This is a genomic window from Formosa agariphila KMM 3901, from assembly GCF_000723205.1.
Classification (GTDB): Bacteria; Bacteroidota; Bacteroidia; order Flavobacteriales; family Flavobacteriaceae; genus Formosa; species Formosa agariphila.
Map to the genome: position 1 here is coordinate 1963472 of NZ_HG315671.1, position 26527 is coordinate 1989998.

General features: G+C 33.3%; 24 protein-coding genes. 10 read left to right on the forward strand and 14 right to left on the reverse strand.

All coding sequences use genetic code 11. From position 1 onward, the window contains the following. From BN863_RS08510 to BN863_RS08520, 3 genes are all read left to right on the forward strand, one after another. The gene (locus BN863_RS08510; protein WP_038529582.1) at nucleotides 1-2778 is read left to right on the forward strand and encodes a putative LPS assembly protein LptD; all 2778 of its coding nucleotides are present in this window, start codon (nucleotides 1-3) and stop codon (nucleotides 2776-2778) included. Between the two features lie 10 nt (nucleotides 2779-2788). After that, nucleotides 2789-3169 carry a Rid family detoxifying hydrolase gene (locus BN863_RS08515; RefSeq protein WP_038529583.1) on the forward strand — a complete coding sequence of 127 codons (381 nt, stop codon included), beginning with the start codon at nucleotides 2789-2791 and terminating at the stop codon, nucleotides 3167-3169. A 133-nt stretch (nucleotides 3170-3302) separates the two neighbouring features. After that, the gene (locus tag BN863_RS08520; RefSeq protein WP_038529585.1) at nucleotides 3303-4343 is read left to right on the forward strand and encodes a GMP reductase; all 1041 of its coding nucleotides are present in this window, start codon (nucleotides 3303-3305) and stop codon (nucleotides 4341-4343) included. Between the two features lie 144 nt (nucleotides 4344-4487). On the opposite strand, the gene BN863_RS18000 is transcribed toward BN863_RS08520, so the two are convergent. The 7 genes from BN863_RS18000 to rpsA form a co-directional block, all read right to left on the reverse strand. Beyond that, nucleotides 4488-5738: an MliC family protein gene (locus tag BN863_RS18000; protein WP_051774628.1), complete on the reverse strand. Its 1251-nt coding sequence runs from the start codon at nucleotides 5736-5738 to the stop codon at nucleotides 4488-4490. Between the two features lie 172 nt (nucleotides 5739-5910). Then, nucleotides 5911-6561, reverse strand: coding sequence for a pyridoxamine 5'-phosphate oxidase (gene pdxH / locus BN863_RS08530; protein ID WP_038529587.1), 651 nt, complete (start codon nucleotides 6559-6561; stop codon nucleotides 5911-5913). A gap of 19 nt (nucleotides 6562-6580) precedes the next feature. Then, nucleotides 6581-7486, reverse strand: coding sequence for a ribonuclease Z (locus BN863_RS08535; RefSeq protein WP_038529589.1), 906 nt, complete (start codon nucleotides 7484-7486; stop codon nucleotides 6581-6583). Nucleotides 7487-7489: 3 nt separating this feature from the next. Then, nucleotides 7490-7822: a hypothetical protein gene (locus BN863_RS08540; protein ID WP_038529591.1), complete on the reverse strand. Its 333-nt coding sequence runs from the start codon at nucleotides 7820-7822 to the stop codon at nucleotides 7490-7492. Between the two features lie 2 nt (nucleotides 7823-7824). Further along, entirely contained in the window at nucleotides 7825-8754 is a 930-nt protein-coding gene (locus tag BN863_RS08545) for an aspartate carbamoyltransferase catalytic subunit (protein WP_038529593.1), read from the reverse strand. Nucleotides 8755-8760: 6 nt separating this feature from the next. Then, entirely contained in the window at nucleotides 8761-9300 is a 540-nt protein-coding gene (gene pyrR, locus BN863_RS08550) for a bifunctional pyr operon transcriptional regulator/uracil phosphoribosyltransferase PyrR (protein WP_038529595.1), read from the reverse strand. 131 nt (nucleotides 9301-9431) lie between these two features. Beyond that, a complete protein-coding gene (gene rpsA, locus BN863_RS08555) occupies nucleotides 9432-11261 on the reverse strand; it encodes a 30S ribosomal protein S1 (protein ID WP_038529597.1) in 1830 nt (609 codons plus the stop codon). A gap of 321 nt (nucleotides 11262-11582) precedes the next feature. Here rpsA and BN863_RS08560 point away from each other — a divergent pair, with 321 nt between their 5' ends. Next, complete coding sequence (locus tag BN863_RS08560) at nucleotides 11583-11963, forward strand: LysM peptidoglycan-binding domain-containing protein (protein ID WP_038529599.1); 381 nt, start codon at nucleotides 11583-11585, stop codon at nucleotides 11961-11963. A 54-nt stretch (nucleotides 11964-12017) separates the two neighbouring features. On the opposite strand, the gene cmk is transcribed toward BN863_RS08560, so the two are convergent. The 3 genes from cmk to lon form a co-directional block, all read right to left on the reverse strand. Further along, on the reverse strand, nucleotides 12018-12707 hold the full coding sequence (gene cmk / locus BN863_RS08565; RefSeq protein ID WP_038529601.1) for a (d)CMP kinase: 690 nt from the start codon (nucleotides 12705-12707) through the stop codon (nucleotides 12018-12020). Continuing rightward, nucleotides 12707-13726: a type IX secretion system protein PorQ gene (gene porQ / locus BN863_RS08570; protein WP_038529603.1), complete on the reverse strand. Its 1020-nt coding sequence runs from the start codon at nucleotides 13724-13726 to the stop codon at nucleotides 12707-12709. The genes cmk and porQ overlap by 1 nt, the downstream gene beginning before the upstream one ends. A 192-nt stretch (nucleotides 13727-13918) precedes the next feature. Then, complete coding sequence (gene lon, locus BN863_RS08575; RefSeq protein WP_038529605.1) at nucleotides 13919-16369, reverse strand: endopeptidase La; 2451 nt, start codon at nucleotides 16367-16369, stop codon at nucleotides 13919-13921. 247 nt (nucleotides 16370-16616) lie between these two features. Here lon and BN863_RS08580 point away from each other — a divergent pair, with 247 nt between their 5' ends. From BN863_RS08580 to BN863_RS08595, 4 genes are read left to right on the forward strand one after another with little or no spacing between them, the layout of a single operon-like run. Beyond that, nucleotides 16617-17171 (forward strand): RNA polymerase sigma factor, encoded by a 555-nt coding sequence (locus BN863_RS08580; RefSeq protein ID WP_038529607.1) that lies wholly within the window; start codon nucleotides 16617-16619, stop codon nucleotides 17169-17171. A 10-nt stretch (nucleotides 17172-17181) separates the two neighbouring features. Further along, entirely contained in the window at nucleotides 17182-17748 is a 567-nt protein-coding gene (locus BN863_RS08585) for a hypothetical protein (RefSeq protein ID WP_038529609.1), read from the forward strand. After that, nucleotides 17726-18811, forward strand: coding sequence for a hypothetical protein (locus BN863_RS08590; protein WP_038529611.1), 1086 nt, complete (start codon nucleotides 17726-17728; stop codon nucleotides 18809-18811). The genes BN863_RS08585 and BN863_RS08590 overlap by 23 nt, the downstream gene beginning before the upstream one ends. A 21-nt stretch (nucleotides 18812-18832) precedes the next feature. Next, nucleotides 18833-19567 carry a head GIN domain-containing protein gene (locus BN863_RS08595; RefSeq protein WP_038529613.1) on the forward strand — a complete coding sequence of 245 codons (735 nt, stop codon included), beginning with the start codon at nucleotides 18833-18835 and terminating at the stop codon, nucleotides 19565-19567. Between the two features lie 53 nt (nucleotides 19568-19620). On the opposite strand, the gene BN863_RS08600 is transcribed toward BN863_RS08595, so the two are convergent. Together BN863_RS08600 and BN863_RS08605 are read right to left on the reverse strand one after the other, a co-directional pair. Further along, nucleotides 19621-20946 (reverse strand): MFS transporter, encoded by a 1326-nt coding sequence (locus BN863_RS08600; protein ID WP_038529615.1) that lies wholly within the window; start codon nucleotides 20944-20946, stop codon nucleotides 19621-19623. A gap of 65 nt (nucleotides 20947-21011) precedes the next feature. Next, nucleotides 21012-21809: a M48 family metallopeptidase gene (locus BN863_RS08605; RefSeq protein ID WP_148304585.1), complete on the reverse strand. Its 798-nt coding sequence runs from the start codon at nucleotides 21807-21809 to the stop codon at nucleotides 21012-21014. A 124-nt stretch (nucleotides 21810-21933) separates the two neighbouring features. Between BN863_RS08605 and msrB the strand changes: the two genes are divergently transcribed. Further along, nucleotides 21934-22413 carry a peptide-methionine (R)-S-oxide reductase MsrB gene (gene msrB, locus BN863_RS08610; RefSeq protein WP_038529619.1) on the forward strand — a complete coding sequence of 160 codons (480 nt, stop codon included), beginning with the start codon at nucleotides 21934-21936 and terminating at the stop codon, nucleotides 22411-22413. Here the strand turns inward: msrB and BN863_RS08615 are convergent, their stop codons facing one another. Next, the gene (locus BN863_RS08615) at nucleotides 22414-23703 is read right to left on the reverse strand and encodes an NAD(P)/FAD-dependent oxidoreductase (RefSeq protein WP_038529621.1); all 1290 of its coding nucleotides are present in this window, start codon (nucleotides 23701-23703) and stop codon (nucleotides 22414-22416) included. A 115-nt stretch (nucleotides 23704-23818) separates the two neighbouring features. On the opposite strand from BN863_RS08615, the gene lpdA reads away from it, so the two are divergent. Further along, the gene (gene lpdA / locus BN863_RS08620) at nucleotides 23819-25195 is read left to right on the forward strand and encodes a dihydrolipoyl dehydrogenase (RefSeq protein WP_038529623.1); all 1377 of its coding nucleotides are present in this window, start codon (nucleotides 23819-23821) and stop codon (nucleotides 25193-25195) included. A 438-nt stretch (nucleotides 25196-25633) separates the two neighbouring features. On the opposite strand, the gene BN863_RS08630 is transcribed toward lpdA, so the two are convergent. Beyond that, nucleotides 25634-26272 carry a porin family protein gene (locus BN863_RS08630; RefSeq protein ID WP_038529627.1) on the reverse strand — a complete coding sequence of 213 codons (639 nt, stop codon included), beginning with the start codon at nucleotides 26270-26272 and terminating at the stop codon, nucleotides 25634-25636. Nucleotides 26273-26527: the final 255 nt, after the last annotated feature.

Consider the following 26527-nt stretch of genomic DNA (forward strand, 5'->3'; position numbering starts at 1 on the left):
TTGGCGGATCATACACTAAAATATTACTTTACAAAAATACATTTAAAAGCATTGCGTACAAACTACTTTCAAATACTTTTAACTTTAAGTTTTACAGTGCTTATCAACACGACTGTCTTCTCTCAAGATATACCTAAAGTCACTAAAGTCGCGATACCAGCTACACAAGGCCTGCCTACATATAGCCCAGAAATTACTGTAGACAGTTTAGCGATTAAAGAAATTTCAGAATCTGTACACGATACAATTAGACTTGATAGTGTAAAGCTTAAAAAAGAGTTCTTAACGGACATAGTTAAATATAACGCTAAAGACTACACGTCTTTTAATAGACTTGAGCAGAAATTATATTTATATAATGAAGCCGAAGTGGATTATCAAGACATGAATATTAAAGCAGGAGTCATTGTTATAGACTACACTAAAAATGAAGTTTACGCTGGACGAATAAAAGATTCTACAGGGACTTTAACTCAGAAACCTGTATTTACTCAAGGCGCAAGTGTGGTAGAACCCGATTCTATTCGATTTAATTTTGATACCCAAAAAGCTTTAATTTTTAATTCCAAAACGGAACAAAGCGGATTTAATATTATTGCACCCATTGTAAAAAAGGAAAATGATTCTGTTGTTTTTATGGCAAAAGCCCGTTTTACAACTTCAGAAAATACCGAAGACCCCGATTATTATTTTAAAGCAAGTAAGATAAAATTTGTACCTGGTAAAAAGATTGTTGTAGGCCCTACACATATGGTTATTGCAAATGTGCCTACTCCTATCGCCGTACCTTTTGGATTCTTTCCTTTAACAGACACTCAAACTTCTGGAATTATTATTCCAACGTTTGGAGAAGATAGTACTCGTGGTTATTTTTTACAAAATGCAGGATATTATTTTGCCATTAGTGACTACGTAGACTTAGCCGTTTTAGCAGATTATTACACTAACGGAAGTTATGGTTTTAGAGCCGAAAGCAATTATGCGGTTAATTATAAGTTTAGAGGAAACGCCGCTTTTAGATACGAAAGTTTAATAAACAGTGAAAAAGGATTTCCAGATTATTCTAAATCTACAGTTTATAATATCCGTTGGTCGCATAGCCAAGATTCTAAATCGAATCCTAATTCTAGTTTTTCTGCATCGGTAAACCTAGGTAGTAGTTCTTACTATCAACAATCTGTTAATCAAATCAATACAGGTAACTTCTTAAACAATACCTTATCATCATCTGTATCGTATTCAAAATCGTTTCCTGGAGAACCACAAGTAAATTTAAGTGTTACAGCAACGCACTCACAAAACACACAAACCGAACAAATAAACATGACTTTACCAACCTTTCAAGGAAGTGTAGGTAGAATATTTCCATTTGCTCCAAAGACGGGAACTAAGAAAGGAATTATTCATAATGTGAATTTACAATATTCAGTACGTGCAGAAAATCAAATACAAACTACAGACTCTTTATTCTTTAAACCACAAATGTTTGAAGATGCTCGAGCTGGAGTTCAACATAGCATTCCGCTTAGTACAAACTTTAAATTGTTTAAGCACTTAAGTGTAACTGCAGGAACTAGTTTTCAAGAAAACTGGACATTTAAAACTATAGATCGTTATTACGACCAAGATTTAGATGAAGTTATAACAGAAACGGTAAATGGTTTCGACGCCTTTAGAACCTATAATTTCAGTACTAGTATAGGAACAACTATTTATGGTATGTTCGACTTTAAGCGCGAGGGTAAGGATCCAAAAATTCAAGCCATTAGACATGTTATGAGGCCTTCTGTAAGCTATAATATTAATCCTTCTTTTGATCAATATTACGACACTTATGAAGTAATTTCTGCAGATGGAACCACTCAAGACACATACTCTAGGTTTGAGGAAACTCTTTTTGGATCGCCTAACCAAACCTTTTCATCGTCTGTAGGAATGTCGCTTTCTAATAACTTTGAAGCGAAAGTTAAAGACCGTGATAGTACCGCAACCGAAGCTAAAAAAGTTACAATACTTAACAACTTAAACTTCTCGACGTCTTATAATATTGCGGGAGATTCTTTACAATGGAGTCCGGTTCGTGTTTCTGGTGGTACACAAATCTTAAACAACAAAATGAACATTAATTTTGGGGCAACTTTAGATCCATATGCACTGGATAACAATAACAATAAAATTGATGTATATAACATTAACAATAATGGTAGTTTATTTAGATTAACTAGTGCAAACATGACGTTAAGCTATTCTTTATCAAGTAAAATGTTTGGTAGTAAAGCAGAAAGAGACAAAGAAGAAGAACGTGGTATTGAGGAAAACTTACGTGGAGGTGGACGTGATGATGATTTATTTGGAGTTGGACAAGATTTCTCTGATCAAAGTTTCTTTGATAATGATAAAGATGAAGACGATGAAGAAAAAAAGGACAATGAATTTTATAAATTTAAAATTCCCTGGACAGTTAACTTAGCGTATGCTGTTAATTATTCGAATACCCAGCGTCAAAACGAGATTTCATCACATTCTTTAATGTTCTCTGGAGATGTAACCCTTTCGCCACGTTGGAGTGTTGGTGCATCATCTGGTTACGACTTTAAAGATATGGGATTCACTTATACACAATTGCGTTTAGAACGTGATTTAGAAAGTTGGAGAATGAATTTTAGTTGGGTACCTTTTAGCTCTAGAAAATCTTGGTACTTCTTTATAGGAATTAAATCAAGTATCTTAAGCGATCTTAAATACGATAAACGTTTACAACCCGATCAACAACTTTAATATTATAGATATGAAAACAATAATTACAACACCTAATGCGCCTGCTCCTATTGGACCTTACAATCAGGCTGTTTTAAAGAATGGTATGTTATATGCTTCAGGTCAAATAGCAATTAATCCAGAAACTAGCGAATTGGTTTTAGACGACATTAAAACGGAAACCAAGCAAGTTATGGAAAACATAAATGCGATTTTAAAAGAAGCCAACATGACGTTCGAAGATATTATAAAAACATCTATTTTTATTAGCGACATGCATAACTTTGCCGATATAAATGAAGTATACGGTCAGTATTTCGATGAAGCAACAGCACCAGCTAGAGAAACAGTTGAAGTTGCAAATTTACCTAAATTTGTAAATGTTGAAATCAGTTTTATAGCGTCTAAGTAAGACGACTATAGTTTTAATAATTAGGTCCCCTTTTAATTAGCAATGTTAATTAAAAGGGGGCTATTTTTTTAGAATCCTTTCCCTTTATTAAGACTTAAAAACGTATTTTTATAATAACTCAAACCCCTTTACAATGCGTATTGAAAATGAAATTAAATTAGGATTTAAAGATGTTATGATTCGTCCAAAACGATCAACCTTAAAAAGTCGTTCGCAAGTCAGTTTAGATCGTGAGTTTACTTTTTTACATAGTCAGACAAAATGGACTGGCGTACCTATAATGGCAGCAAATATGGATACTGTTGGTACATTTTCTCTTGCTTTAGCATTGGCTAAGCATAATCTCTTTACAGCCATACATAAACATTATAGTTTTGAAGCATGGGATACTTTTCTACAAGAAGCTCCAGAACATATTGAAAATTATATTGCTGTTAGCACAGGAACTGGTTCTAAAGATGGAGAAAAATTAAAGTTGATTTTTGAAAAACATCCAAAACTAAGATTTATATGCATTGATGTGGCTAACGGCTATTCAGAACATTTTGTAAAATTTGTTGAAAAGACTAGAGCTCAATTTCCTGATAAAGTCATTATTGCAGGAAATGTTGTTACCGGAGAAATGGTTGAAGAATTATTATTGTCTGGTGCAGATATTGTTAAAGTAGGTATCGGCCCTGGTTCGGTGTGTACTACACGTGTTAAAACCGGTGTGGGTTATCCGCAACTCTCTGCTATCATCGAATGTGCAGATGCTGCTCATGGTTTAGGCGGACAAATAATTAGTGATGGTGGTTGTGCTGTTCCTGGAGATGTCTCTAAAGCCTTTGGGGCTGGAGCCGATTTTGTTATGCTAGGCGGCATGCTTGCAGGACATGAAGAAAGTGGCGGCGAATTGATTGAACATGAGGGAAAACAATTCAAGAAATTTTACGGTATGAGTAGTGAAACTGCTATGGATAAATATGTTGGTGGTGTTGCAGAGTACAGAGCTAGCGAAGGTAAAACTGTAGAAGTCCCTTTTAAAGGCGCTGTAGAAAATACATTACAAGATATTTTAGGCGGTATTCGAAGTACATGTACCTATGTGGGTGCTCAACGTTTAAAAGAGCTAACTAAACGAACTACGTTTATTAGAGTTGCCGAACAAGAAAACCAAGTTTACAATCCATAATAACTATTATTAATTTATAACCAAATGATGTGGTATGACTTGGTACTTAGAGGAAACAAATAAATCTATATCGGCTTGTATAAAAACAAAAACTCTCAAGAAGAATGTCTCGAGAGTTTTTGTTTAAAGTTCTAATAAATCAGATTAATAATCCATAATCTTATCGGCGACCAATTGTTTCATCGCTTCTCCATCTTCTAAAACATATTGAATCTGTCTTGTTTTACCTGTTGGCTCATTGTTTTCGTAAAGCGGAAAGCGTTGAATAAGTGTTCCTTCTACCATAGCAAACTCATCGTGACCTGCATAACCTGAATTCGCTTCAGCATTTTCTGAAACTTTAGGAATATTAATGCCACTCATAGATTTTCCATCATTCACTGTAAATCCAAAAATTTCACCTGTATTATTCTCTCCAGATTTCGTATAAATTAAGAGTTCAGGAAACGTATCATTATTTAAATCATCTACTTCAACATTTGTTATTTCTGCTTGTATTGATACAATTTGCGGATTCTCATCCTCTGTTAATCCTATTGGAGTAACTGTAACCTTACCACGCTGTTCTTCAATAAGAAATGAAAAGTCATTATAAGTAATAGATTTTGAATATCCCGTTTTATCGATTTGCTCAGCATCTAATTCACCATTTAATTTAGAATATGTACCTGCTAAATTAGCACCTCCTGAACAAATATAAGACAGACCATCTTTATCCGATTCTGGAGTTGTAGTAATCAATACTGTGTTATCCTTAAAAATAAATAATATGGTAATTCCGTTCTCGTAAATTGTTAATGTATTTTCGTCTGTTACGTTTCCAATAGTATCATAAGTACAAGTCGCTCTTTTTTTATCGCCTCGAGAACGTACAGAAATTTTAGCTTTAAACTTGTCAATAGGCTTGACAATAATAGCCACCCAATCGTTCCCTTCATCCTTAGAAGTGTAAGCATCATCTACGTAATTTCCATAATGCGTTATATTGAATTCTGATTGTACCGGAGGTTTTTGGTCGCTAATCTCTGTGGTTTTTAATTGTCCTTTAGCAAGAACATCATCGTCTTTTCCCCAAGTAAAAGCACTCCCTTTCGTCCAAAGTGTATAGCCGTCTTCACTCTTATATTTAACACCACTCGCACTTTCTACACGTTGTAAATAATAATCTGTATTGGCATTGGTATCGTGAACTGTAATTTTACCATCGTCGCTTCCTGGGTTGGCAATTACAATATATTCGTTTTGATTATTGTTTGAAACAAAAATTGTAGAAGCACTAGATGCTGCCAGTTCTTCAACTACAGTGTTACTCTTTTTAACCTCATTACAAGATGTTATACTTAATGAAACACATAGGAGACCAGCAATAAAATAGGGTTTGTGAAAACGAATCATATGTATGCTTTTATAAAAATTTCAGAACTCAATTTAGTTAAAAATTAAATATTGAAGTTGAAAAAAATCAGAAGAATTTAAAAATATGGTCCTCTGAATTCTAATTTCACTAACACTTAATAGCTAATTCTAATGGTATTCAAACATGTACAGATAAATTGATTTTCTAAAATCAAGGGGATAAACGCTCCTTTTTCCAGTCGTAATTATCTTGAAGTTTGTATCGAATACGATCGTGTAAACGGTTTGGTCTGCCTTGCCAAAATTCTAATTCTACTGGTCTAACTATAAATCCGCCCCAATACTCTGGTCTCGGAATTTCTTTACCAACAAAAGATTCTTCTAAGGCTTTTAAATTCAGATCTAAAACATCGCGACTATCTACAACTTCACTCTGTTGCGATACAATAGCACCTAATTGACTTCCTCTAGGGCGAGATTCGAAATAACCATCGCTCATGTTCGCAGGAATTTTTTCTGCTTTCCCTTTTATAATAATTTGGCGTTCAGCTTTTGGCCAGAAAAATGACAAACACACATTAGGATTAGCAAGAATAGCTTTTCCTTTTTCACTTTCGTAATTGGTGTAAAAAATAAAACCTTCGTAAGTATACCGTTTTAACAACACCACCCTACTCTTTGGAAAACCATCTAAGCCTATGGTTGAAACCGTCATAGCATTGGTTTCATCTTCAAGAAAGTGTTGGTCGACTTCTAAAAACCAACTTCTAAATAACTCTAACGGATTCTCTGGAGTATCTTCGGTAAGTAGCTCTCTTTTTTCGTAAACTTTTCTATAATTACTTAAATCTTGTTCTTCCATAGTTTAATATAATTGTAGATTATATTTTAAATACTTTACCTGCCCCAGCTAACGATACGGGTTCGTAAATTTCTTGAGCTTCGGTAATAAATTCATTTAAATCGTCGTAGCGCGTAGAAAAATGCCCTAAAATAAGTTGTTTAGCTTGTGCTTGTTTGGCTATACTTGCTGCTTGCTTAGCCGTACAATGCTTAGTAGGAAATGCATTTTTTTCGTGTTTTTCTAAAAAAGTAGATTCGTGATATAACATATCTACATCTTTAATAATAGGCACTATAGTTTCGTTATAAACCGTATCGCTACAAAATGCGTAACTTTTTGGTTTTACAGGAGCAGTAGTTACAGTTTCGTTTTTTATTAAATCTCCTTTTTCATTGATAACATCTCCACCTTGTTTTAATTTTCGGTAATAGGCAACATCAATGTCGTCGTTTAAAATTGCATTCATGTCTAACTTACGTTCTCCTGCTTTTTCTTTAAACAAAAACCCATTTGTGTAGACGCGGTGTTTAAGCGGAATTGTATGTACTTCTACCGTTTCATCTTCATAAATTAATTCTGACTCTTTAGAGCTTAATTCATGAAAAATTAAGTTGAAGTTTGTCCAAGAGCCTCCTAATTTCATTTGAAGCCTAATGACTTCTTCGAGTCCTTTTGGACCGTAAACATTTAAATCGGTTTCTCGAGTTAACAATCTAAATGTTGATATTAACCCAATTAATCCGAAATAATGATCACCATGAAGATGCGATATGAAGATATGTTTAATGCGGTTAAATTTAACCTTATATTTTCTAAGTTGTACTTGTGTGCCTTCTCCACAATCAATTAAAAATACATGATTCTTAATTTCTAAAACCTGAGATGTTTGGTGTGCTGAAATTCGTGGTGTTGCACTATGACAACCTAGAATAGTTAATTCCATAAATTAAAACCCTAAATCACGTTCCATTTCTTCCATCTCGATAATGTCGTAAGCTTCCTTTAGCGTAGGAACTACAACAATTTCTTCTGGAGTTTCACTTACATTTATTTTATCTGTAACAATAACAAACGAATGTTTTGCTTTTCTGTGCGTATTTGATATTTGAAGAAATTCAATAATATTTTCTAAAGTCATTTTATTTAAAGACGATAGATTTACAATAACATTATCGTTTTTAAATTTCGGATACGACGCTTCAATTTTTTTAACAAGCTCTATCGATGTCGCATTTTCTTGAGTAATAATTGTGGTGTTACCTTCTGTATTTAAAATCATAATTATTGTTTTATTTTTGAAGCTAATAAATATATTACAGCCATCCTAATTGCTACTCCATTTTGTACCTGATCTAAAATGATGGCTTGTTTAGAATCGGCGACATCGCTCGTAATTTCTACACCTCGATTTATAGGTCCAGGATGCATAATGGTAATCTCTTTATCTAGACTATCTAGCATGGCTTTATTGACTCCAAATTGCTGCGTATATTCTCTAGTTGATGGAAAATAACTAATATCCATACGTTCGTTTTGTACACGAAGCATATTAGCTACATCGCACCATTCTAATGCTTTACGTAAATTTGTTTCAACCTTTACTCCAAGTTTATCTATATACTTAGGAATTAATGTTTTTGGTCCGCAAACCATAACTTTAGCACCTTGAAGTTGTAATGCATATATATTTGAAAGTGCTACTCTACTATGAAGTATATCGCCTACAATAACCACATTTTTACCTTTCACTTCACCTAAACGTTCGCGAATAGAATACGAATCTAATAACGCTTGTGTTGGATGTTCGTGCGCACCATCGCCCGCATTAACAATACTTGCGTTAACGTGTTTAGATAGAAATACACCGGCTCCAGGATTTGGATGACGCATAACAACCATATCTACTTTCATAGATAAAATGTTGTTTACCGTATCGATTAAAGTTTCACCTTTTTTAACTGAAGATTGTCCTGCTGAAAAATTAATAACATCTGCAGATAATCGTTTTTCGGCTAATTCGAAAGATAATTTCGTTCGTGTAGAATTTTCGAAAAATAGATTGGCAATGGTAATATCTCGAAGTGAAGGCACTTTTTTAATGGGCCTATTGATAACTTCTTTAAAATGATCGGCAGTTTCAAAAATTAACTGAATATCTTCTTTATTAAGATATTTAATACCTAGTAAGTGATTTACACTTAATTCGCTCATCTTAGTCTAATTATTTATTAAGTACACAGCATCCTCCTCACCTTGTTCCTGCCATTGTACTATTACTTTTTCCTTGTTAATTGCATCTACTTGTCGGCCACGATAATTGGGCTGTATAGGTAAATGTCTGCTAAAACGTCTATCTATCAACGTTAGTAATTCTATTTCTTCCGGTCTTCCAAAAGATTGAATTGCAGTAAGCGCAGCACGAATACTACGTCCTGTATATAAAACGTCGTCTATAAAAACGACATTTTTATTTTCTACTACAAAATTAATTTCAGTGGTATTGGCTTCCAGAGGTTTGTCGCTTCTTCTAAAATCATCACGATAAAACGTAATATCTAAAAGTCCCAATTTAAGGTCTTTAATTTTATACTCTTCTTTTAGAATTTTGGCTATCCGTTGTGCTAAATATTTCCCTCTGGGCTGTAATCCAACCAAAACGGTATTTGAAAAATCGTTATGTTTTTCAATAAGTTGACAAGCCAATCGATGAAGAATGATATTTACCTCTGTTGCATTAAGTAATACTTTTTGACTCATATTGTTTCCAAACGTATGTGGTAAACAAAGGTAATGTAAAATTTTAATAATTAAGATTGCCTTTAATACAAAACATAAAAAAAGCCTTCCAAAAATTGGAAGGCTTTTAAATTATAAACAGTTAGAAAAAATTATTTTCCTTCCATTTTGTCTTTAAGAGCTTGTAAAGCATCGTTAGCATCACCTAAAGTTGGTTTAGCTTCAGAAGCTTGAGCTGTTTGTTTTTTAACAGCAGCTTTTACATTTGCAATCTCTTCTTCTTTAAAAATAGCAGTATGCGAAGCAACTACTCTTTTAAATTCTTTGTTAAATTCAATGATTTTGAATTCAGCAGAATCTCCTTTACCAAGTTTCTTACCATCTTCCTGCTCTAAGTGACGAGAAGGAACAAAAGCAACGATATCTTCGTTAAAGTCGATTGTAGCACCTTTATCTACAACTTCTGCAATAGCAGCAGTGTGAACAGTTCCTACAGCGAATTCAGTTTCATACTTATCCCAAGGATTAGGAGTAGTTTGTTTGTGACCTAAAGATAATTTACGTCCTTCAACATCTAACTCAAGTACAACAACTTCTAATTTGTCTCCAACAGCACAGAACTCAGATGGGTGTTTGATTTTCTTAGTCCAAGATAAATCAGAGATGTAAATTAATCCATCGATACCTTCTTCTAATTCAACAAATACACCAAAGTTTGTGAAGTTACGTACAATACCTGTATGCGTAGAGCTTAACGGGTATTTAGTAGTAATATCTGTCCATGGATCTGGAGTTAATTGCTTAATTCCAAGAGACATTTTACGCTCTTCTCTATCTAAAGTTAAGATAACTGCTTCAACTTCGTCTCCAACAGATACGAAATCTTGAGCTGAACGTAAGTGCGTAGACCAAGACATTTCAGAAACGTGAACTAAACCTTCAACACCTTCTGCAACTTCGATAAATGCACCGTAATCTGCGATTACAACAACTTTACCTTTAACTTTGTCTCCAACTTTAACTTCTTCACCTAAAGCATCCCATGGGTGCTTAGATAATTGCTTAAGACCTAATTGGATTCTTGATTTATCTTCATCGAAGTCAAGAATAACAACGTTTAATTTTTGATCTAACTCAACGATTTCGTTAGGGTGATTAATTCTAGACCAAGAAAGATCTGTAATGTGAATTAATCCGTCTACGCCACCAAGGTCGATGAATACACCGTAAGAAGTAATGTTTTTAACAACACCTTCTAATACTTGACCTTTTTCTAATTGACCAATAATTTCTTTTTTCTGTTCTTCAATATCAGCTTCAATAAGCGCTTTATGAGACACAACAACGTTTTTAAATTCGTGGTTGATTTTCACAACTTTGAATTCCATTGTTTTGTTTACATACTGATCGTAATCTCTAATTGGCTTAACATCGATTTGAGAACCTGGTAAGAATGCTTCAATACCAAATACGTCAACGATCATACCACCCTTAGTTCTACACTTAACAAAACCGTTAACGATTTCACCAGTATCATGAGCATTATTTACGCGATCCCATGCTTTAATTACACGAGCTTTTCTGTGAGATAATACTAATTGACCAGTTGCGTCTTCACGAACATCAATTAATACTTCTACTTTGTCACCAACTGCTAAGTTAGGGTTGTAACGAAATTCGTTTAACGAAATTACACCTTCAGATTTAGCGTTAATGTCAATAATAGCATCACGGTCAGAAATATGTACTACAGTTCCTTCTACTACTTCGTCGTTTAATGTGTCAACGAAATTTTCTGCTACTAATTTTTCAAATTCTTTTAATTGAGAATCTTCAACTTCATCAATACCTTCTTGGTAGTTGTGCCAGTTAAAGTCTGCTAAGAATTTTTCAGGGTTTGCTTGAGCTTCAGATACTTTTGGAGCTTCTACAGATTGTGCTTCAGTTGCTTCAACTTCAGCTTGTTTTGCTTTTTCAGCCATTTAAAAATAAATTAATAATGTACTTGTTTTTTGCTTTCGCGTAAACTCGCTACATTACATCTTGTATCCTATATGTTCTTGGAAGATTTAAACGACAAACACATAGAAGTGTTATATATAATTTTTTCAGTTCCTCTTATCTTTCCAACTGTCGCTAAAAGGAGTGCAAAATTAATTATTATTTTTAAAATAGCCTAATAAATATTATTTAAATTAAAATACTGAATATTAAGGTTTTATTCTTATTCTCGAAATGTTTTAAAATTGACAACTATTTTAAAGAAAATTAATATCTTGTAATCATAAAAAATCAATTTAATTATGGCAGTAAAAGCAAAATATCAAGACGTACTTGATTTAGGAGAATCACTTAATATTCAAGACGGAAATGTAACTGAAGAAAATGGCGTATTAAAAGTTAAAGGTACAGCGCAAACTCAGTACGAAAAAAATATAATGTGGGATAAAATTAAAGCTATTGGAGGTGAAAACCCAACCGATATCTTAGCGAACATAACTGTGGCAGACACTAGCGTTTTTCATAGACATACTGTAAAGAGCGGAGATACTTTAGGAAAAATAGCTAAACAATATTATGGTGAAGCTTCTAAATACAAAGAGATTTTTGAAGCAAATACTGATATTCTTAAGAATCCAGATGTCATTCACCCAGATCAAGTATTAGTTATTCCTAACTTATAATTGATATATCTTTTTTTAAATTTAAAGGAGCAACTTAACAAGTAGCTCCTTTTTTTATGCGTTTAAAACTGAATTTACAAGTTTTAGTATATTCTGAAATTGCTCTTCGATAGTAACATTAGAGTTATCGACTTCAATTGCATCTTCTGCTTTTAATAAAGGAGAGTCTTTTCGTGTGCTATCTAAATGGTCTCGTTTTTGCACATTTTCAAGTATTGCTTCTAAAGTTATATCTTCGCCATTATTTTTAATTTCGTTATAACGTCTTAAGGCACGTGTTTCTGCGGAAGCAGTCATAAATATTTTAAGTTCGGCATCCGGAAACACTACCGTGCCAATATCACGGCCATCCATAACTACAGCTTTATGTTTTCCTATTGCTTTTTGTATTTTAACCAATTGTGCTCTCACTTCTGGAACTGCAGCAACAATACTCACTAAATTAGAAACTTCTAATGTACGGATGTTCTTTTCAATATTTTCATCGTTTAAATACACTTCAGCAAACCCCAAGTCGCTATTAAATTTAAAGGATACATGTGCATTTGGTAAAGCAGATATTAAAGCTTCTCTATCAAAATATTCTGTAGTAATCAGTCCTTTTTTCATGGCGAAAAAAGTGATAGCACGATACATAGCACCAGAATCTACATACACGTAACCTAACGCTTTGGCTAATAATTTAGCAATTGTGCTTTTTCCTGTCGATGAAAATCCGTCGATAGCAATGGTAATATCTTTCATTATAGTAAGTCTATATTTAATCCAAAAAAACTTGAACTCGCCGAGCTTGAATATCGGGCATAAGTGTAACTAAATCGTACGCGATTCATTTTAATTCCGATACCAGCAGAAAGTCCCGAGAAATTTCGTTCATCTATAATACGTAACTCTTCTCCCCTTCTAAAACTATATCCTACACGAATATTGAATCCGCTATCTGGAAATAATTCTGCACCAATAATGGTATGGCGTATAACATTAGATAAAAAGCTTACATCTTCCGGGGTTTGATTCCCTTCTAAATCGCTTGTAACACGTGCTGGATTTGCCACAGCAATGGGCCATTCCTGTAAATTTTCTAAAGTAATATGCCAACGAATAGGAACATTTTCTAATTTTTGCGAAAATCCTAAATCAATTTCTAAAGGTAAGGGTTCGTATTGCCCTGCATATGTTTTGATTTGCGTTCCTAAATTACGAACCACCAAAGCGGCATTAAAATTTATTTTTTCATTTATGTAAATCGCGCCAAAATCTACAGCAGCACCAAAAGACGAATACTGCTCTAATTTAGAAGTGATTAATTTTAGGTTAGCACCTATATAAATATCAGAGCGTCCTAAGCGGGTAGCGTACCCTAAAGATAAAGCCGATTCGCCACCACTAAAATTACCGGTTGCATTCCCATCTTCGTCATAACCATCGAATTCTCCGTAATTAACATAGGTAATACCGGCGTGAAAGGTTTGTCTACGTCTGTCGTAAGTATACGCATATGCCGCAGTACCATAACTAACTACACCTAAATGGCTGGTATAATTTAAAGCCAACTGATTATCCATTTCGGAGTTAATAGTTGCCGGGTTATAAAGTGCCTGGGTGACATCGTAATCGACATTTGTAATAACTTTTCCTCCTAAAGCTGCTTGGCGAGGCGAAGACACTAAATTTAAAAATTGGTAAGTTGTCTCACCACCCAATTGAGCGGATGCAACATAACTACAACAACCAATAAAAAATAATGCTAATTTTTGCCTCATACGGGTGCAAATTAAATAAATCTTAGATTTAAAACGCGCATTTATCAATTATATTTTCATAGTTAATCAATGTTTTTAAACTTTTTACACGCTATCGGATTAAATGGTTTTTTAACATAAAAAAGCATCCAAAACACTAATGTTAATGGATGCTTTTTAAATAATTTATAAGTGAATACTCTGCGTACTAAATTATAAAGTTTTTGCGTTTTTTACTTTTTCATCTATAATTGCGACTTTTAAAACCTCGCTCATTTCAGACACATAATGGAATGTTAATCCTTTTAAATACTCTTGCTTAATCTCTTCTATATCACGTCTGTTTTCTTCGCATAACATGATTTCTTTAATTTTAGCACGTTTAGCTGCAAGAATTTTTTCTTTAATTCCTCCAACAGGTAGAACTTTTCCACGTAATGTAATTTCACCAGTCATGGCTAAACTACTTTTTACTTTACGTTGTGTAAATAAAGACACTAACGATGTTAACATGGTAACACCTGCACTAGGTCCGTCTTTAGGTGTTGCACCTTCTGGTACGTGAATGTGTACATTATACTTATCGAAAATATCTGAATCTAATCCTAATTCTTCTGCATTTGCTTTAATATACTCCATAGCAATAGTTGCAGATTCTTTCATTACTTTTCCTAAATTCCCAGTAATGGTTAAATTTCCTTTTCCTTTAGATAAAATAGATTCAATAAACAGAATATCTCCCCCCACACGTGTCCAAGCTAATCCTGTAACCACACCTGCAACGTTATTATTTTCGTATTTATCGCGTTCTAATTTAGGTCCACCAAGTACAGAAATAATATCTTCATTAGAAATTTTTACATTGTACTCGTCTTCCATAGCAATATTTTTGGCAGCGTAACGTACCATTTTTGCAATTTGCTTTTCAAGTCCACGAACACCAGATTCTCTAGTATACCCTTCAACTATTTTTTCTAATTGAGGTTTTCCTATTTTAATATCCTTATCGGTTAAACCGTGTTCTTTAATTTGCTTTGGAAGTAAATGACGTTTTGCAATCTCTACCTTCTCCTCGATAGTATATCCCGTAACGTTAATAATTTCCATTCGGTCTAATAAAGCTGGCTGAATGGTATTTAAACTGTTTGAAGTTGCTACAAACATTACTTTAGATAAGTCGTAACCTAACTCTAAGAAATTATCGTGAAATGCACTATTTTGCTCCGGATCTAGTACTTCTAATAACGCTGAAGATGGATCACCTTGATGTGAATTTGATAGTTTATCAATTTCATCTAATACAAAAACAGGATTCGAAGTTCCAGCTTTTTTAAGGCCTTGAATAATACGTCCAGACATGGCTCCGATATACGTTTTTCTATGTCCGCGTATTTCAGCCTCATCGCGTAAGCCTCCTAAAGATACACGCACATATTCTCGTCCTAAAGCTTCGGCTATAGATTTCCCTAAAGACGTTTTACCAACTCCTGGAGGTCCATAAAGACATAAAATTGGAGATTTCATATCGTTACGTAACTTTAAAACTGCTAGATATTCAATAATACGACGTTTTACATCTTCTAAACCATAATGATCACGGTCTAAAATACGTTGCGCACGTTTTAAGTCGAATTTATCTTTACTGAACTCCTCCCAAGGTAAATCTAGAAATAAATCTAAATAATTGCGTTGTATAGAATACTCTGCAACTTGCGGATTCATACGTTGCATTTTAGCTAATTCCTTTTCGAAATGCTTAGCAATGTCTTCATTCCATTTTTTCTTTTTTGAGCGCAGTCTCATTTCTTCGAACTCCTCCTCGTAACTCACACCACCTAATTCTTCTTGAATGGTTTTCATTTGCTGATGTAAGAAATATTCACGCTGTTGCTGATTCATATCACTCTGAACTTTTAACTGTATATCGTTTTTAAGTTCTAGTTTCTGAAATTCAACATTCATATAGCGCAATGTTTCTAAAGCGCGTTCTTTAAGCGAATTGTTTTCTAAAAGACTTTGTTTCTCTTGAACCGTTAAGTTCATGTTAGAAGATACAAAATTGATTAAAAACGAATTGCTCTCTATATTTTTTATGGCAAAAGATGCTTCGCTAGGAATACTTGGACTTTCCTTAATAATTTGAAGCGACAATTCTTTAATAGAATCTATAATTGCAGCAAACTCTTTATTCTTATTTGCAGGTTTTTCTTCAGGAACTTCAGAAATTGTAGCCGTTAAATAAGGCTCTTCTGTAGTCACTTCGTTTATTTTGAAACGTTTTTTACCCTGAATAATAACAGTTGTATTACCGTCAGGCATTTTTAAAACACGTAAAATACGTGCAACTGTTCCTGTTTCAAAAATATCTTTAGCGGTTGGATCTTCAATGCTTTCATCTTTTTGAGAGACTACACCAATAACTTTTCCGCCTTTATTAGCATCGTTAATTAATTTGATTGATTTGTCTCTACCTGCAGTAATAGGAATAACAACACCAGGAAATAACACCGTATTTCTTAAAGATAATATAGGTAAAGTATCCGGAAGCTCCTCGTTATTTATTTTCTCTTCATCTTCCGGAGTCATTAAAGGAATTAATTCTGAATTCTCATCAAACTCTTGAAGTGACATATTGTCTAGAGTTAAAAAATTAGCTTTTTTCATATATATATTTAGGTCAATCTGTCATAATAAATTTAAAATTACAGATTGTTTTGATTTAAAAATTCTTCAATAAATCTATTAGACTATTCAAAATTAGCTTTTTACAGTCATATTTTTCCAAATAGCTAACATATATTTTTCAATTAATATGCCAAGCTAACTGTATTTCGAAAAACTTTTATGATACAAAGTGTAACAATAAAGTGATAACTTCATCCTTATAATAAACCAATAGATATTTTTGTAGTTGTCACTAACCAACCAACATATAGACACACTTATAGCACGCTGTAAAACTGGAGACCAATCGGCACAATTAGAAGTTTATAACAGATACTATAAAGCCATGTATAATACGTCTTTCAGAATTGTAAAAAACAGTTTTGAGGCCGAAGATATAATGCAAGATTCGTTTTTAACAGCTTTTACAAAATTAGAAACTCTAAAGGATATTAAAACCTTTGGAGGCTGGTTAAAACGTATTGTGGTTAATAACAGTATTCAACATTTTAATAAAAACAGTAAATATGAAGATGTTCCGTTTGATGCGGTAATGTACAAAGTTGAAGATACACATGTAGATTCTACACAAGATGATAATGCAAGTGCACAAGCTAAATTTGTATTACAAACCATGAATACATTAAAAGACAATTATAGAATTGCACTCACTTTACATTTAATTGAAGGTTACGATTATGAAGAAATATCGAGCATTATGAATGTGAGTTACGCCAATTGCAGAACAACCATTTCTAGAGCAAAAGAAAGTTTAAGACAAAAATTACAACACGTCGTTTAAAATAAAGATTATGAAATCAGAAGATCATTTAGACCATCTTTTTAAAACGTTACAAAACGATTTTGATGTTGAAACGCCAAATGCACATCACGAAGATCGGTTTTTAGCGAAATTAAAAAATAATAAAACAACAGTTAAGCCTACTAAAAAAACATATCCGTTTTTAAAGCCCTTACTTGCTGTAGCCGCAACTGTGGTTTTACTTATAACCTTAACATTTACAATTAAAACCCAAAAAAATAACACAGCAGATTTAGCAAGTGTATCTCCAGAAATGGCGAAAACACAAAGTTTTTTTACAGCTACCATTGCTCAAGAATTAAAACAATTAAAAAAAGAAAATGCACCAGAAGTGCAACCCTTAATACAAGATGCTTTAAAACAACTCAATGTACTTGAAGCTAATTACGAAAAATTAAAATTAGACTTAACCAAAAGTGGTAACGATAAACGCGTAATCTATGCCATGATTGCAAATTTTCAGAGTCGAATTGAAATTTTAGAAAGTGTTATGGAAACTATAGACAATGTAAAACAATTAAAATATATTTCTCATGAAAATAAAAACATCATATAACATCACATTTCTGCTCTTGCTCCTGCCTTTTATAGCGCTAGCAAAAAACCCTATTAAAGAAAAACATACAGAAGAACGTGTTATTAAAAAAGAATTTTCTGTAAACAGCAATGCCACGTTAAGCATTAATAATAGCTACGGGAATTTAGATATTATTACTTGGAATGAAAACCGTATTGTTTTTGAAATTACCATAACTACTAATGGTAAAAATTCGGAAACTGTGCAGAACAAACTAAAAGATATAACTGTAGAATTTAGCGGATCACCTAATCATGTTTCTGCAAAAACCATTTTCAGTAAAACGAAATCGAAATGGTGGGATTGGAATGGTGCCGATAATGTAAATATGAAAATAAATTACATCGTAAAAATGCCAATCACCAATAACGTCGATTTAACTAATGATTACGGCGCGATTAATTTAGATAAATTAGAAGGTCATGCAAAAATTAATTGCGATTACGGAAAGATTACAACCAAAGAATTAATGGCCGATAATAACGATATTGAGTTTGATTATACTTCTAATTCGTATTTTGAATATATTAAAAGTGGAACAATAAATGCCGATTATAGTGGATTTACAGTCGCTAAAACAAAAAAACTTTTTATTGAAGCAGATTATACCAATAGTAAAGTAGAAATTGGTGAAAATGTCGACTACAATTGCGATTACGGTAGTATAACTGTAGATAAAGTAAACTATTTTAAAGGCGATGGAGATTACTTAACTGTAGTAATTGGCGATGTGTATAAATCGGTAGATATTACAGCCGATTATGGTTCTATTAAAATAAAGAACATGACAGCCAATGCCAATAATGTAAACATCGATTCCGATTATGTGGGAATTAAAATTGGCTACGACCCTAATTATCATTTTAACTTCGAATTAGATTTAGATTACGCCGATTTAAGAGATCAAGACGATTTTGAATTCAGTACAAAACGTATAGAATCTAGCGACAAATATTATAAAGGTTTTTATGGAAGTGCTAATACACCTAACACCATAAAAATTAATTCAGATTACGGAAGCGTATCATTTATAAAAAATTAACCACAAATACTTACTCAACATATGAAAAGCATTATTTTAAAAAAAGCCAGTTTACTAATCCTTGCCCTTATAAGTTTAAATTCTTGTGTTAGCATCAACAAAGGAATTCAAGGTAATGGTGAATTCATTACCGACAAAAGATCAACCTCTAGCTACGACAATATAAGTTGTACAGGGTCTATGAATTATATTTTAATAAAAGGTACTGAAGGACAAATTACTGTTGAAGGAGAATCTAACTTAGTCCCATATATATTAACAGAAGTTCAAGGCAATACGTTAACAGTAAAAACTGAAGACGGTGTAAACTTAAACCCAAGTAATAATCGAGATATAATTATTACCATTCCTTTTGAAGATATTTCTAAAGTCTCATTAACGGGTTCTGGAGATTTAATGAATAAAAATCTTATATCGTCTAAAAATTTAAGTGTAGGTATTACAGGTTCTGGTGATATTATTTTAGATATTGAAACCGTATCTGTAAAAGGTAGTGTTACAGGCTCAGGCGATTTAACACTAAAAGGTAAAACGGAACAATTAAATGTTGAAGTCACAGGGTCAGGAGATTTTCATGGCTTTGGTTTAAAGGCTAAAAACACCGATGCTTCTGTTACAGGTTCTGGAGATGCAGAAGTTGTAAGTACTGAAATGTTTAAAGGTCGAGTATCTGGCTCTGGAGATATAAATTACAAAGGAAACCCTAAAAAAGAGGACATTAAAGTGTCGGGTTCAGGAAGTATAGAAATGGAATAGAATGTACAACGTAAAACTAAAAAGCATCCATAGTAGGATGCTTTTTTTATGCTTTAAAGTTGCTGTGCTTCATCTTTAGGAACTCTGTACAACAGTATAATTCCGATGAGAAAAAAGATAAATAAGAACAATATAGAGTTTCGCATACTTCCTGTAATTTGATCGATACTTCCATAAATCACCATTCCAATCACAATACCAATTTTTTCAGCAACATCGTAAAAACTAAAATATGAAGTTGTATCGTCTGTATTTGGTAAAAATTTAGAATATGTTGATCGAGACAAGGCTTGAATACCGCCCATAACTAATCCAACAAACATTGCCGTAATATAAAACTGCGTTGGTGTTTCTACAAAATACCCATAGAAACATAAACACATCCATATAAAATTAATAACAATAAGTGTCCTAATGTTTCCAAATTTCTCTGATGCTCTAGAGGTTAAAAACGCACCTAATATAGCTACGATTTGGATTACTAAAATACTCACAATAAGTCCCATGGTTTTTTCTTGTTCGCCGCCCCACTCTACTTCTTGTTCTCCAAAATATGTTGCGACTAGCATAATGGTTTGTACCGCCATGCTGTACACAAAAAACGCTCTTAAATATCGTTTTAATCTTATGTTTTCTTTAATATCAGCAAAAACTAATTTTAATTCTTTAAACCCGTTAAAAACCACATCTTTAGTCACTTTATGCCCCGTTTTTATGCCTTTAGGTAAAATATAATAGGTATACTGACTAAAAACTATCCACCAGATTCCTACCATAATAAACGAATACCGCATGGCTTTCATGGCCGCTTCACCTTCAGTTCCTGTAATACCAAAAAGATCTGGTTTCATTACCATAGCTAAATTTACTATCAGTAATAAAACACTCCCAATATAGCCTAACGAAAAGCCTTTGGCACTAATTCTATCTTGTTGTTCTGGAAACGCAATGTCTGGTAAATAAGAATTGTAAAAGACTAAGCTTCCCCAATACCCTATTAATCCAAGAAAATAAAATGTTAAACTTATATAAATATAATCGAGACTAAACCAGTTTAAACCAATACACGCTAAAGCACCTGTATAACAGAAGAATTTCATAAACACTTTTTTATTTCCAATATAATCGGCGATACCAGATAAAATTGGAGACATAAAAGCAATCACTAAAAACGCAAAAGCAGTAACAAACGAAATCAGTGCTGTGTTTTTTATATCAATTTCAAAAACATGCACCTGTTTATTATCGGTTAGAAAAAGAGCACCATAAAAAATGGGAAATATAGTGGAGGCAATAGTTAATGTGTACACAGAATTTGCCCAATCGTAAAACGCCCAAGCATTTAAGAGTTTTTTACTCCCTTTTGGATATATTTTCATTCTTGAAAAATAAGAATTTTAAATGTGTTAAAATTCAGAATTAAATTAAAAAATAGTTATTAGAATTATTCAGTAAACGTAGTTACGCCAAACTTTTTAGCTTCTGCTCTGGCGTTAGGCACTAAAGCACTTAATTCGGCAATTCTACTAGCGTTTGCAGGGTGTGTACTTAAAAGTTCAGGAGTGTTACCAGACTCCATTCGAGTCCATAATGCTGGTGCTGCAGCAGGATTATACCCTGCAATAGCCATTAAAATAATTCCTATTCTATCGGCTTCAGACTCATGACTTCTACTAAATGGTAACATGCCTCCAACTTCAGATCCAATACCATAATATTGGTTAAACATATCTCGGCTCTGCTCGTCTGTAATGGCTACATTTCCAGCAATAGCAATACCTTGTTGAATATATGCAGCACTCATACGCTGTTGTCCGTGATTTGCTAAAGCATGTGCAACTTCATGCCCCATAATTGCGGCAATTCCAGCATCGCTTTCTGCAATAGGTAAAATACCCGTGTAAAACACAATTTTACCACCAGGCATACACCACGCATTTTTTTGTTCGTCTTCTATTAAATGATACTCCCATTTATAACCATCTAAATAGCCCACATAGCCATTAGCGTTTAAATATGTTTCTGAAGCTTTAGCAATACGTTGACCAATACGTTTAATACGGGCTGCGGAAGTGCCTTCAACAACCTTATTAGATTTTAAAAATTCGTTATATTGTTGGAATGATGTCGGAAATAATTGATCATTAGAAACCAGTGCCATGGTTTGTTTACCTGTAAACGGATTGGTTGCACACCCATAACACATTAATATAGATAAGAGTATACCTAATTTTAATCTCATAATTATTTTTTAATTTTTAAAGCAATTTAAAAAAACACAATAAATGACTTTAACTCAAATCAAATTATTTTTAATGTGTAAGTATAATCATATAAAACGACAATTTAAATAAAACAAATAAATTATGAAACCTATTTTATTATTATGCCTTGCTTTTAGTTTATTTTCTTGTCAAGGCTTTTCTCAAAAAAAAGACTCTAAAGACCAAACAACTTTTGAAGTAACAAAAACTGAAGCAGAATGGAAAGCTCAACTTACACCTACTGAATATCGTGTTTTACGCCAAGAAGGGACTGAACGTCCTTTTTCTAGTCCATTAGACAAAAATTATGAACCAGGAACGTATGTTTGTGCTGCTTGCGAAACCCCTTTATTTAAAAGTGAAGATAAATTTGACTCCGGTACAGGTTGGCCAAGTTTCGATAAATTTATTCCGGGTAGCGTATTAACATCACCTGGTGGTGGTGGTATGTATGGTATGGAAGAACATTGTGCTACTTGTGGCGGCCACTTAGGGCATGTTTTTAACGACGGTCCAAGAGACACTACAGGTAAAAGACATTGTATAAATGGCGTGGCTTTAAAATTTATCCCAAAATCTTAATTAGCTATCGGATTTTAGTTTCTTCTTAAACGGACGAATAATTAATCGGGCTTCTCTATCGAATCGGATGTAATTGTATACCCAATTTACAAATACAATCATCCGATTTCTAAATCCGATTAAAAAGAACAAGTGCACAAACATCCAAACAAACCAAGCAAAAACACCTTGAAATTTAAAGTTTGGCATATCTACTACCGCTTTATTTCTTCCAACAGTTGCCATAGCACCTTTATCTTTATATGTAAAAGGCTGCATGGGTTGGTTTGCTAGCAAACGTTCTAAATTGTAACCTAGCTGCTTACCTTGTTGTATGGCTGGTTGGGCCATCATAGGATAGCCATACGGATGCGCTTCTGTTTCAATTTGCGCAACATCGCCAATGGCAAAAATATTCGGGTACGTTTTTAATTGATTAAATTCGTTAACAATGATTCTATTACTTCTAGATACTAAATCTTCACCAGCAATACCTTTTATATTAGCCCCTTTTACTCCTGCTGCCCAAATCATGGTAGCGGTTTCAAAAACAACATCAGAATTTGTGGTCACTATTTTTCCGTCGTAATTAGAAACACGTAAATTTTTCCAAACGTTAACACCTAAATCCTCTAAAAAGGCTTCTGCTTTTTCAGAAGCTTTCTCACTCATCTCTTTTAAAATCCGGTTTCCAGACTGTACCAAATGGATCTGCGCCAAACGTGTATCTAAATCTGGATAATCTTTAGGAAGAATCCCTTTTTTAATTTCGGCTAATGCGCCTGCAAGCTCTACTCCAGTTGGTCCTGCTCCTACAATTACAAAGTTCATTAACGCATTACGTTCATCTAAATCGGTTGTTAATAAGGCCTCTTCAAAATTCTCTAGAATTAAACTTCTTAAATCTAACGCCTGCGGAATGGTTTTCATGGCCATACTATGTGCTTCAATAGACTTATTCCCGAAATAATTCGTTTCAGAACCTGAAGCAATCACCAAATAATCAAATTTAAGTGTTCCAATATCTGTAATTACAGAATTTTGTTCTGGACTAATTTCTAGAACTTTAGCTAATCTAAATTGAAAATTGTCATAATCTTTTAAGATTTTTCGAATGGGATATGCAATAGAATCGGGCTCTAAACCACCTGTAGAAACCTGATATAGTAAGGGTTGGAAATTATGATAATTATGTTGATCCAAAAGAACGACTTGTACTTCTTGTTTAGATAATTGTTTTGCTAGAGAAACACCTGCAAAACCACCGCCAACAATGACAATGCGTGGATTACTCGTTCTGTTTATATTCATATATAGTAAGTTACAAAACAAAGGTAATAAAAGATAGATTTTTTATACGCTCTAAATTTATTATTTGAAATAGGTTTCGTAAATTCGTAGCTGTAAACGATTTAAAGAATTAATCATGAGTAAATACGATATTATTGTTCTTGGAAGTGGTCCTGGAGGCTACGTAACCGCTATTAGAGCGTCTCAATTAGGGTTTAAAACTGCTATAGTAGAAAAAGAAAACTTAGGTGGTGTTTGTCTTAATTGGGGATGTATTCCTACCAAGGCCCTTTTAAAATCAGCGCAGGTATTCGAATATTTAAAACATGCAGACGACTACGGTTTATCTGTTAAAGAATTTGATAAAGACTTTGGTGCTGTTGTAAAACGTAGCCGTGGTGTTGCTGATGGAATGAGCAAGGGTATTCAATTTTTAATGAAAAAAAATAAAATTGATGTTATTGAAGGTTACGGTACTTTAAAAACTGGTAAGAAAATTGATGTTGATGGTACTGAATACAGTGCAGATCATATTATTGTTGCTACTGGAGCACGTTCTCGTGAATTACCTAATTTACCTCAAGACGGTAAAAAAGTAATTGGTTACCGTGAAGCAATGACATTACCTGAACAACCTAAGAAAATGATTGTTGTAGGTTCTGGAGCAATTGGAGTTGAATTTGCTTACTTCTACAACTCTATGGGTACAGATGTTACTATTGTTGAATATTTACCAAACGTAGTACCTGTTGAAGATGAAGACGTTTCTAAACAATTAGAGCGTTCTTTCAAAAAAATCGGAATCAAAGTTATGACATCTGCAGAAGTAACAACTATCGATACATCTGGGGAAGGTGTTAAAGCCACAGTTAAAACGGCTAAAGGTGAAGAAGTTCTTGAAGCTGATATTATTCTTTCTGCCGTTGGAATTAAAACAAACATTGAAAACATCGGATTAGAAGATGTTGGAATTGCTGTTGATCGCGATAAGATTTTAGTAAACGATTTCTACCAAACTAATGTTCCTGGATATTACGCAATTGGAGATGTTACTCCTGGGCAAGCTTTAGCTCACGTAGCTTCTGCTGAAGGAATTTTATGTGTTGAAAAAATTGCAGGAATGCACGTTGAACCAATCGACTACGGAAACATCCCTGGTTGTACTTATGCATCTCCAGAGATTGCAAGTGTTGGTTTAACAGAAAAGCAAGCTAAAGAAAAAGGTTACGAATTAAAAATTGGTAAATTCCCATTCTCTGCTTCTGGTAAAGCAAGTGCTGCAGGAAACAAAGATGGTTTTGTAAAAGTAATTTTCGATGCTAAATATGGCGAATGGTTAGGATGCCACATGATTGGTGCTGGTGTTACCGATATGATTGCTGAAGCTGTTTTAGGTAGAAAACTTGAAACTACAGGTCATGAAGTTTTAAAAACGATTCACCCTCACCCAACAATGAGTGAAGCGGTAATGGAAGCTGTTGCAGCGGCTTATGACGAAGTAATTCACATCTAATAAAACTCAAATTTTATTACAATATATTAAGGAGATTCAATTTGAATCTCCTTTTTTTGTGCTATTTACATTTGTACATAAATGGAATCATTCTCAAAAGTTGTTATCATGGTGATTTTCGACTTCGCTCTAATGCCGTTTAAATTCTTAAAATTTAATCTTTTAACAACTCTTCTAGATTGTATTTTAAATAGTGAAAATCCCATATTTTCTATGGTGTTCGAGTGGAGTCGAGAACATAAAAAATTACAATCGCTCATAATCTAATTTAGAGGTTTAAGAAACCTAGATTTTTTCTTTTATAGACTAATTACCATTTTTGCATAAACACTACAATGGCGCTTAATCTCATAAACGTAATCAATTAGAAAACTTTAAAGCATAAAAAAAGGTCTCAGAACTTATCTGAGACCTTTAATATGTTATCAGAATTGGGGTTTAGAACATATAACCTACTCCAAACTGCCAAACATCATTTTTACCATCTACATTTTCAAAAACAGTATCGTCTTCAAATATATTGGTTAATCCTAAAGTGTATCGTGCACTTAAAAATAAACCACCATCAAATTTATAAGATGTACCAAACGCTAAACTCGTATCGAAATCTTTAACATAAGAATCATCAGTATCGATTTCAAAATCACCAGCATCAGAATTTGGTTCTGAGTCAAATTCTTCATGTACTTTAAATCCAAATTGTGGACCCACTTCTACACTTAATCCTTTAACTAAATACGCTTTTAGTAATAGTGGTACTTGAATATAATCTAATTGATACTCTAAGTTCTGATCTGTATCGAAAATATTATCCTGATCTATTTCTAAGACATCAAAGCCTTGACCAGAGTAAAAAACCTCAGGTTGAAAAGAGAAACGTTCTGAAATAGGAATTTCGGCAAGTACACCGGCATTAAAACTAGTTCTTGAATCTACATCATTAAAATCATCTCCACTAAGCTTAGAAATATTAACTCCTGCTTTAGCACCAAATTGAACGGCTTTAGAATCTGATTGCGCATAAACCGATGTTAATGTAAATAATAATACTCCTGTAAATACAATTAATTTTTTCATGATTTTTATTGATTTTTTATTGATTATTGAGACAAATCTAAAGGCCATGAATCAACTGACAATAGGGCTTAACAGCATATTAACAAGATTATTCTTTCTTCCAAAAATCAATCGGAATTAATAGAATTATTGGTCAACTCTATCAAATAAATTGTTAACTCCTTTGTAATAATTTCTAAAAAACGAACGTAAATCAGGACTAATCTTAAAAGCATCTCAAAGAGAAAAAACGTTATATAAACCCTAAATTAATGA

Bases quoted from the DNA above. Each gene is read 5' to 3' on its own strand.
- pyrR (WP_038529595.1), bottom strand. From the start codon at position 9,300: ATGAGTCAAAAAGTATTACTTAATGCAACAGAGGTAAATATCATTCTT.
- BN863_RS08535 (WP_038529589.1), bottom strand. From the start codon at position 7,486: ATGGAATTAACTATTCTAGGTTGTCATAGTGCAACACCACGAATTTCA.
- BN863_RS08600 (WP_038529615.1), bottom strand. From the start codon at position 20,946: ATGAAAATATATCCAAAAGGGAGTAAAAAACTCTTAAATGCTTGGGCG.
- BN863_RS08540 (WP_038529591.1), bottom strand. From the start codon at position 7,822: ATGATTTTAAATACAGAAGGTAACACCACAATTATTACTCAAGAAAAT.
- BN863_RS08605 (WP_148304585.1), bottom strand. From the start codon at position 21,809: ATGAGATTAAAATTAGGTATACTCTTATCTATATTAATGTGTTATGGG.
- BN863_RS18000 (WP_051774628.1), bottom strand. From the start codon at position 5,738: ATGATTCGTTTTCACAAACCCTATTTTATTGCTGGTCTCCTATGTGTT.
- msrB (WP_038529619.1), top strand. From the start codon at position 21,934: ATGAAACCTATTTTATTATTATGCCTTGCTTTTAGTTTATTTTCTTGT.
- rpsA (WP_038529597.1), bottom strand. From the start codon at position 11,261: ATGGCTGAAAAAGCAAAACAAGCTGAAGTTGAAGCAACTGAAGCACAA.
- BN863_RS08595 (WP_038529613.1), top strand. From the start codon at position 18,833: ATGAAAAGCATTATTTTAAAAAAAGCCAGTTTACTAATCCTTGCCCTT.
- BN863_RS08515 (WP_038529583.1), top strand. From the start codon at position 2,789: ATGAAAACAATAATTACAACACCTAATGCGCCTGCTCCTATTGGACCT.
- BN863_RS08560 (WP_038529599.1), top strand. From the start codon at position 11,583: ATGGCAGTAAAAGCAAAATATCAAGACGTACTTGATTTAGGAGAATCA.
- pdxH (WP_038529587.1), bottom strand. From the start codon at position 6,561: ATGGAAGAACAAGATTTAAGTAATTATAGAAAAGTTTACGAAAAAAGA.
- lon (WP_038529605.1), bottom strand. From the start codon at position 16,369: ATGAAAAAAGCTAATTTTTTAACTCTAGACAATATGTCACTTCAAGAG.
- BN863_RS08590 (WP_038529611.1), top strand. From the start codon at position 17,726: ATGAAAATAAAAACATCATATAACATCACATTTCTGCTCTTGCTCCTG.
- lpdA (WP_038529623.1), top strand. From the start codon at position 23,819: ATGAGTAAATACGATATTATTGTTCTTGGAAGTGGTCCTGGAGGCTAC.
- BN863_RS08615 (WP_038529621.1), bottom strand. From the start codon at position 23,703: ATGAATATAAACAGAACGAGTAATCCACGCATTGTCATTGTTGGCGGT.
- cmk (WP_038529601.1), bottom strand. From the start codon at position 12,707: ATGAAAGATATTACCATTGCTATCGACGGATTTTCATCGACAGGAAAA.
- porQ (WP_038529603.1), bottom strand. From the start codon at position 13,726: ATGAGGCAAAAATTAGCATTATTTTTTATTGGTTGTTGTAGTTATGTT.
- BN863_RS08630 (WP_038529627.1), bottom strand. From the start codon at position 26,272: ATGAAAAAATTAATTGTATTTACAGGAGTATTATTATTTACATTAACA.
- BN863_RS08520 (WP_038529585.1), top strand. From the start codon at position 3,303: ATGCGTATTGAAAATGAAATTAAATTAGGATTTAAAGATGTTATGATT.
- BN863_RS08585 (WP_038529609.1), top strand. From the start codon at position 17,182: ATGAAATCAGAAGATCATTTAGACCATCTTTTTAAAACGTTACAAAAC.
- BN863_RS08545 (WP_038529593.1), bottom strand. From the start codon at position 8,754: ATGAGCGAATTAAGTGTAAATCACTTACTAGGTATTAAATATCTTAAT.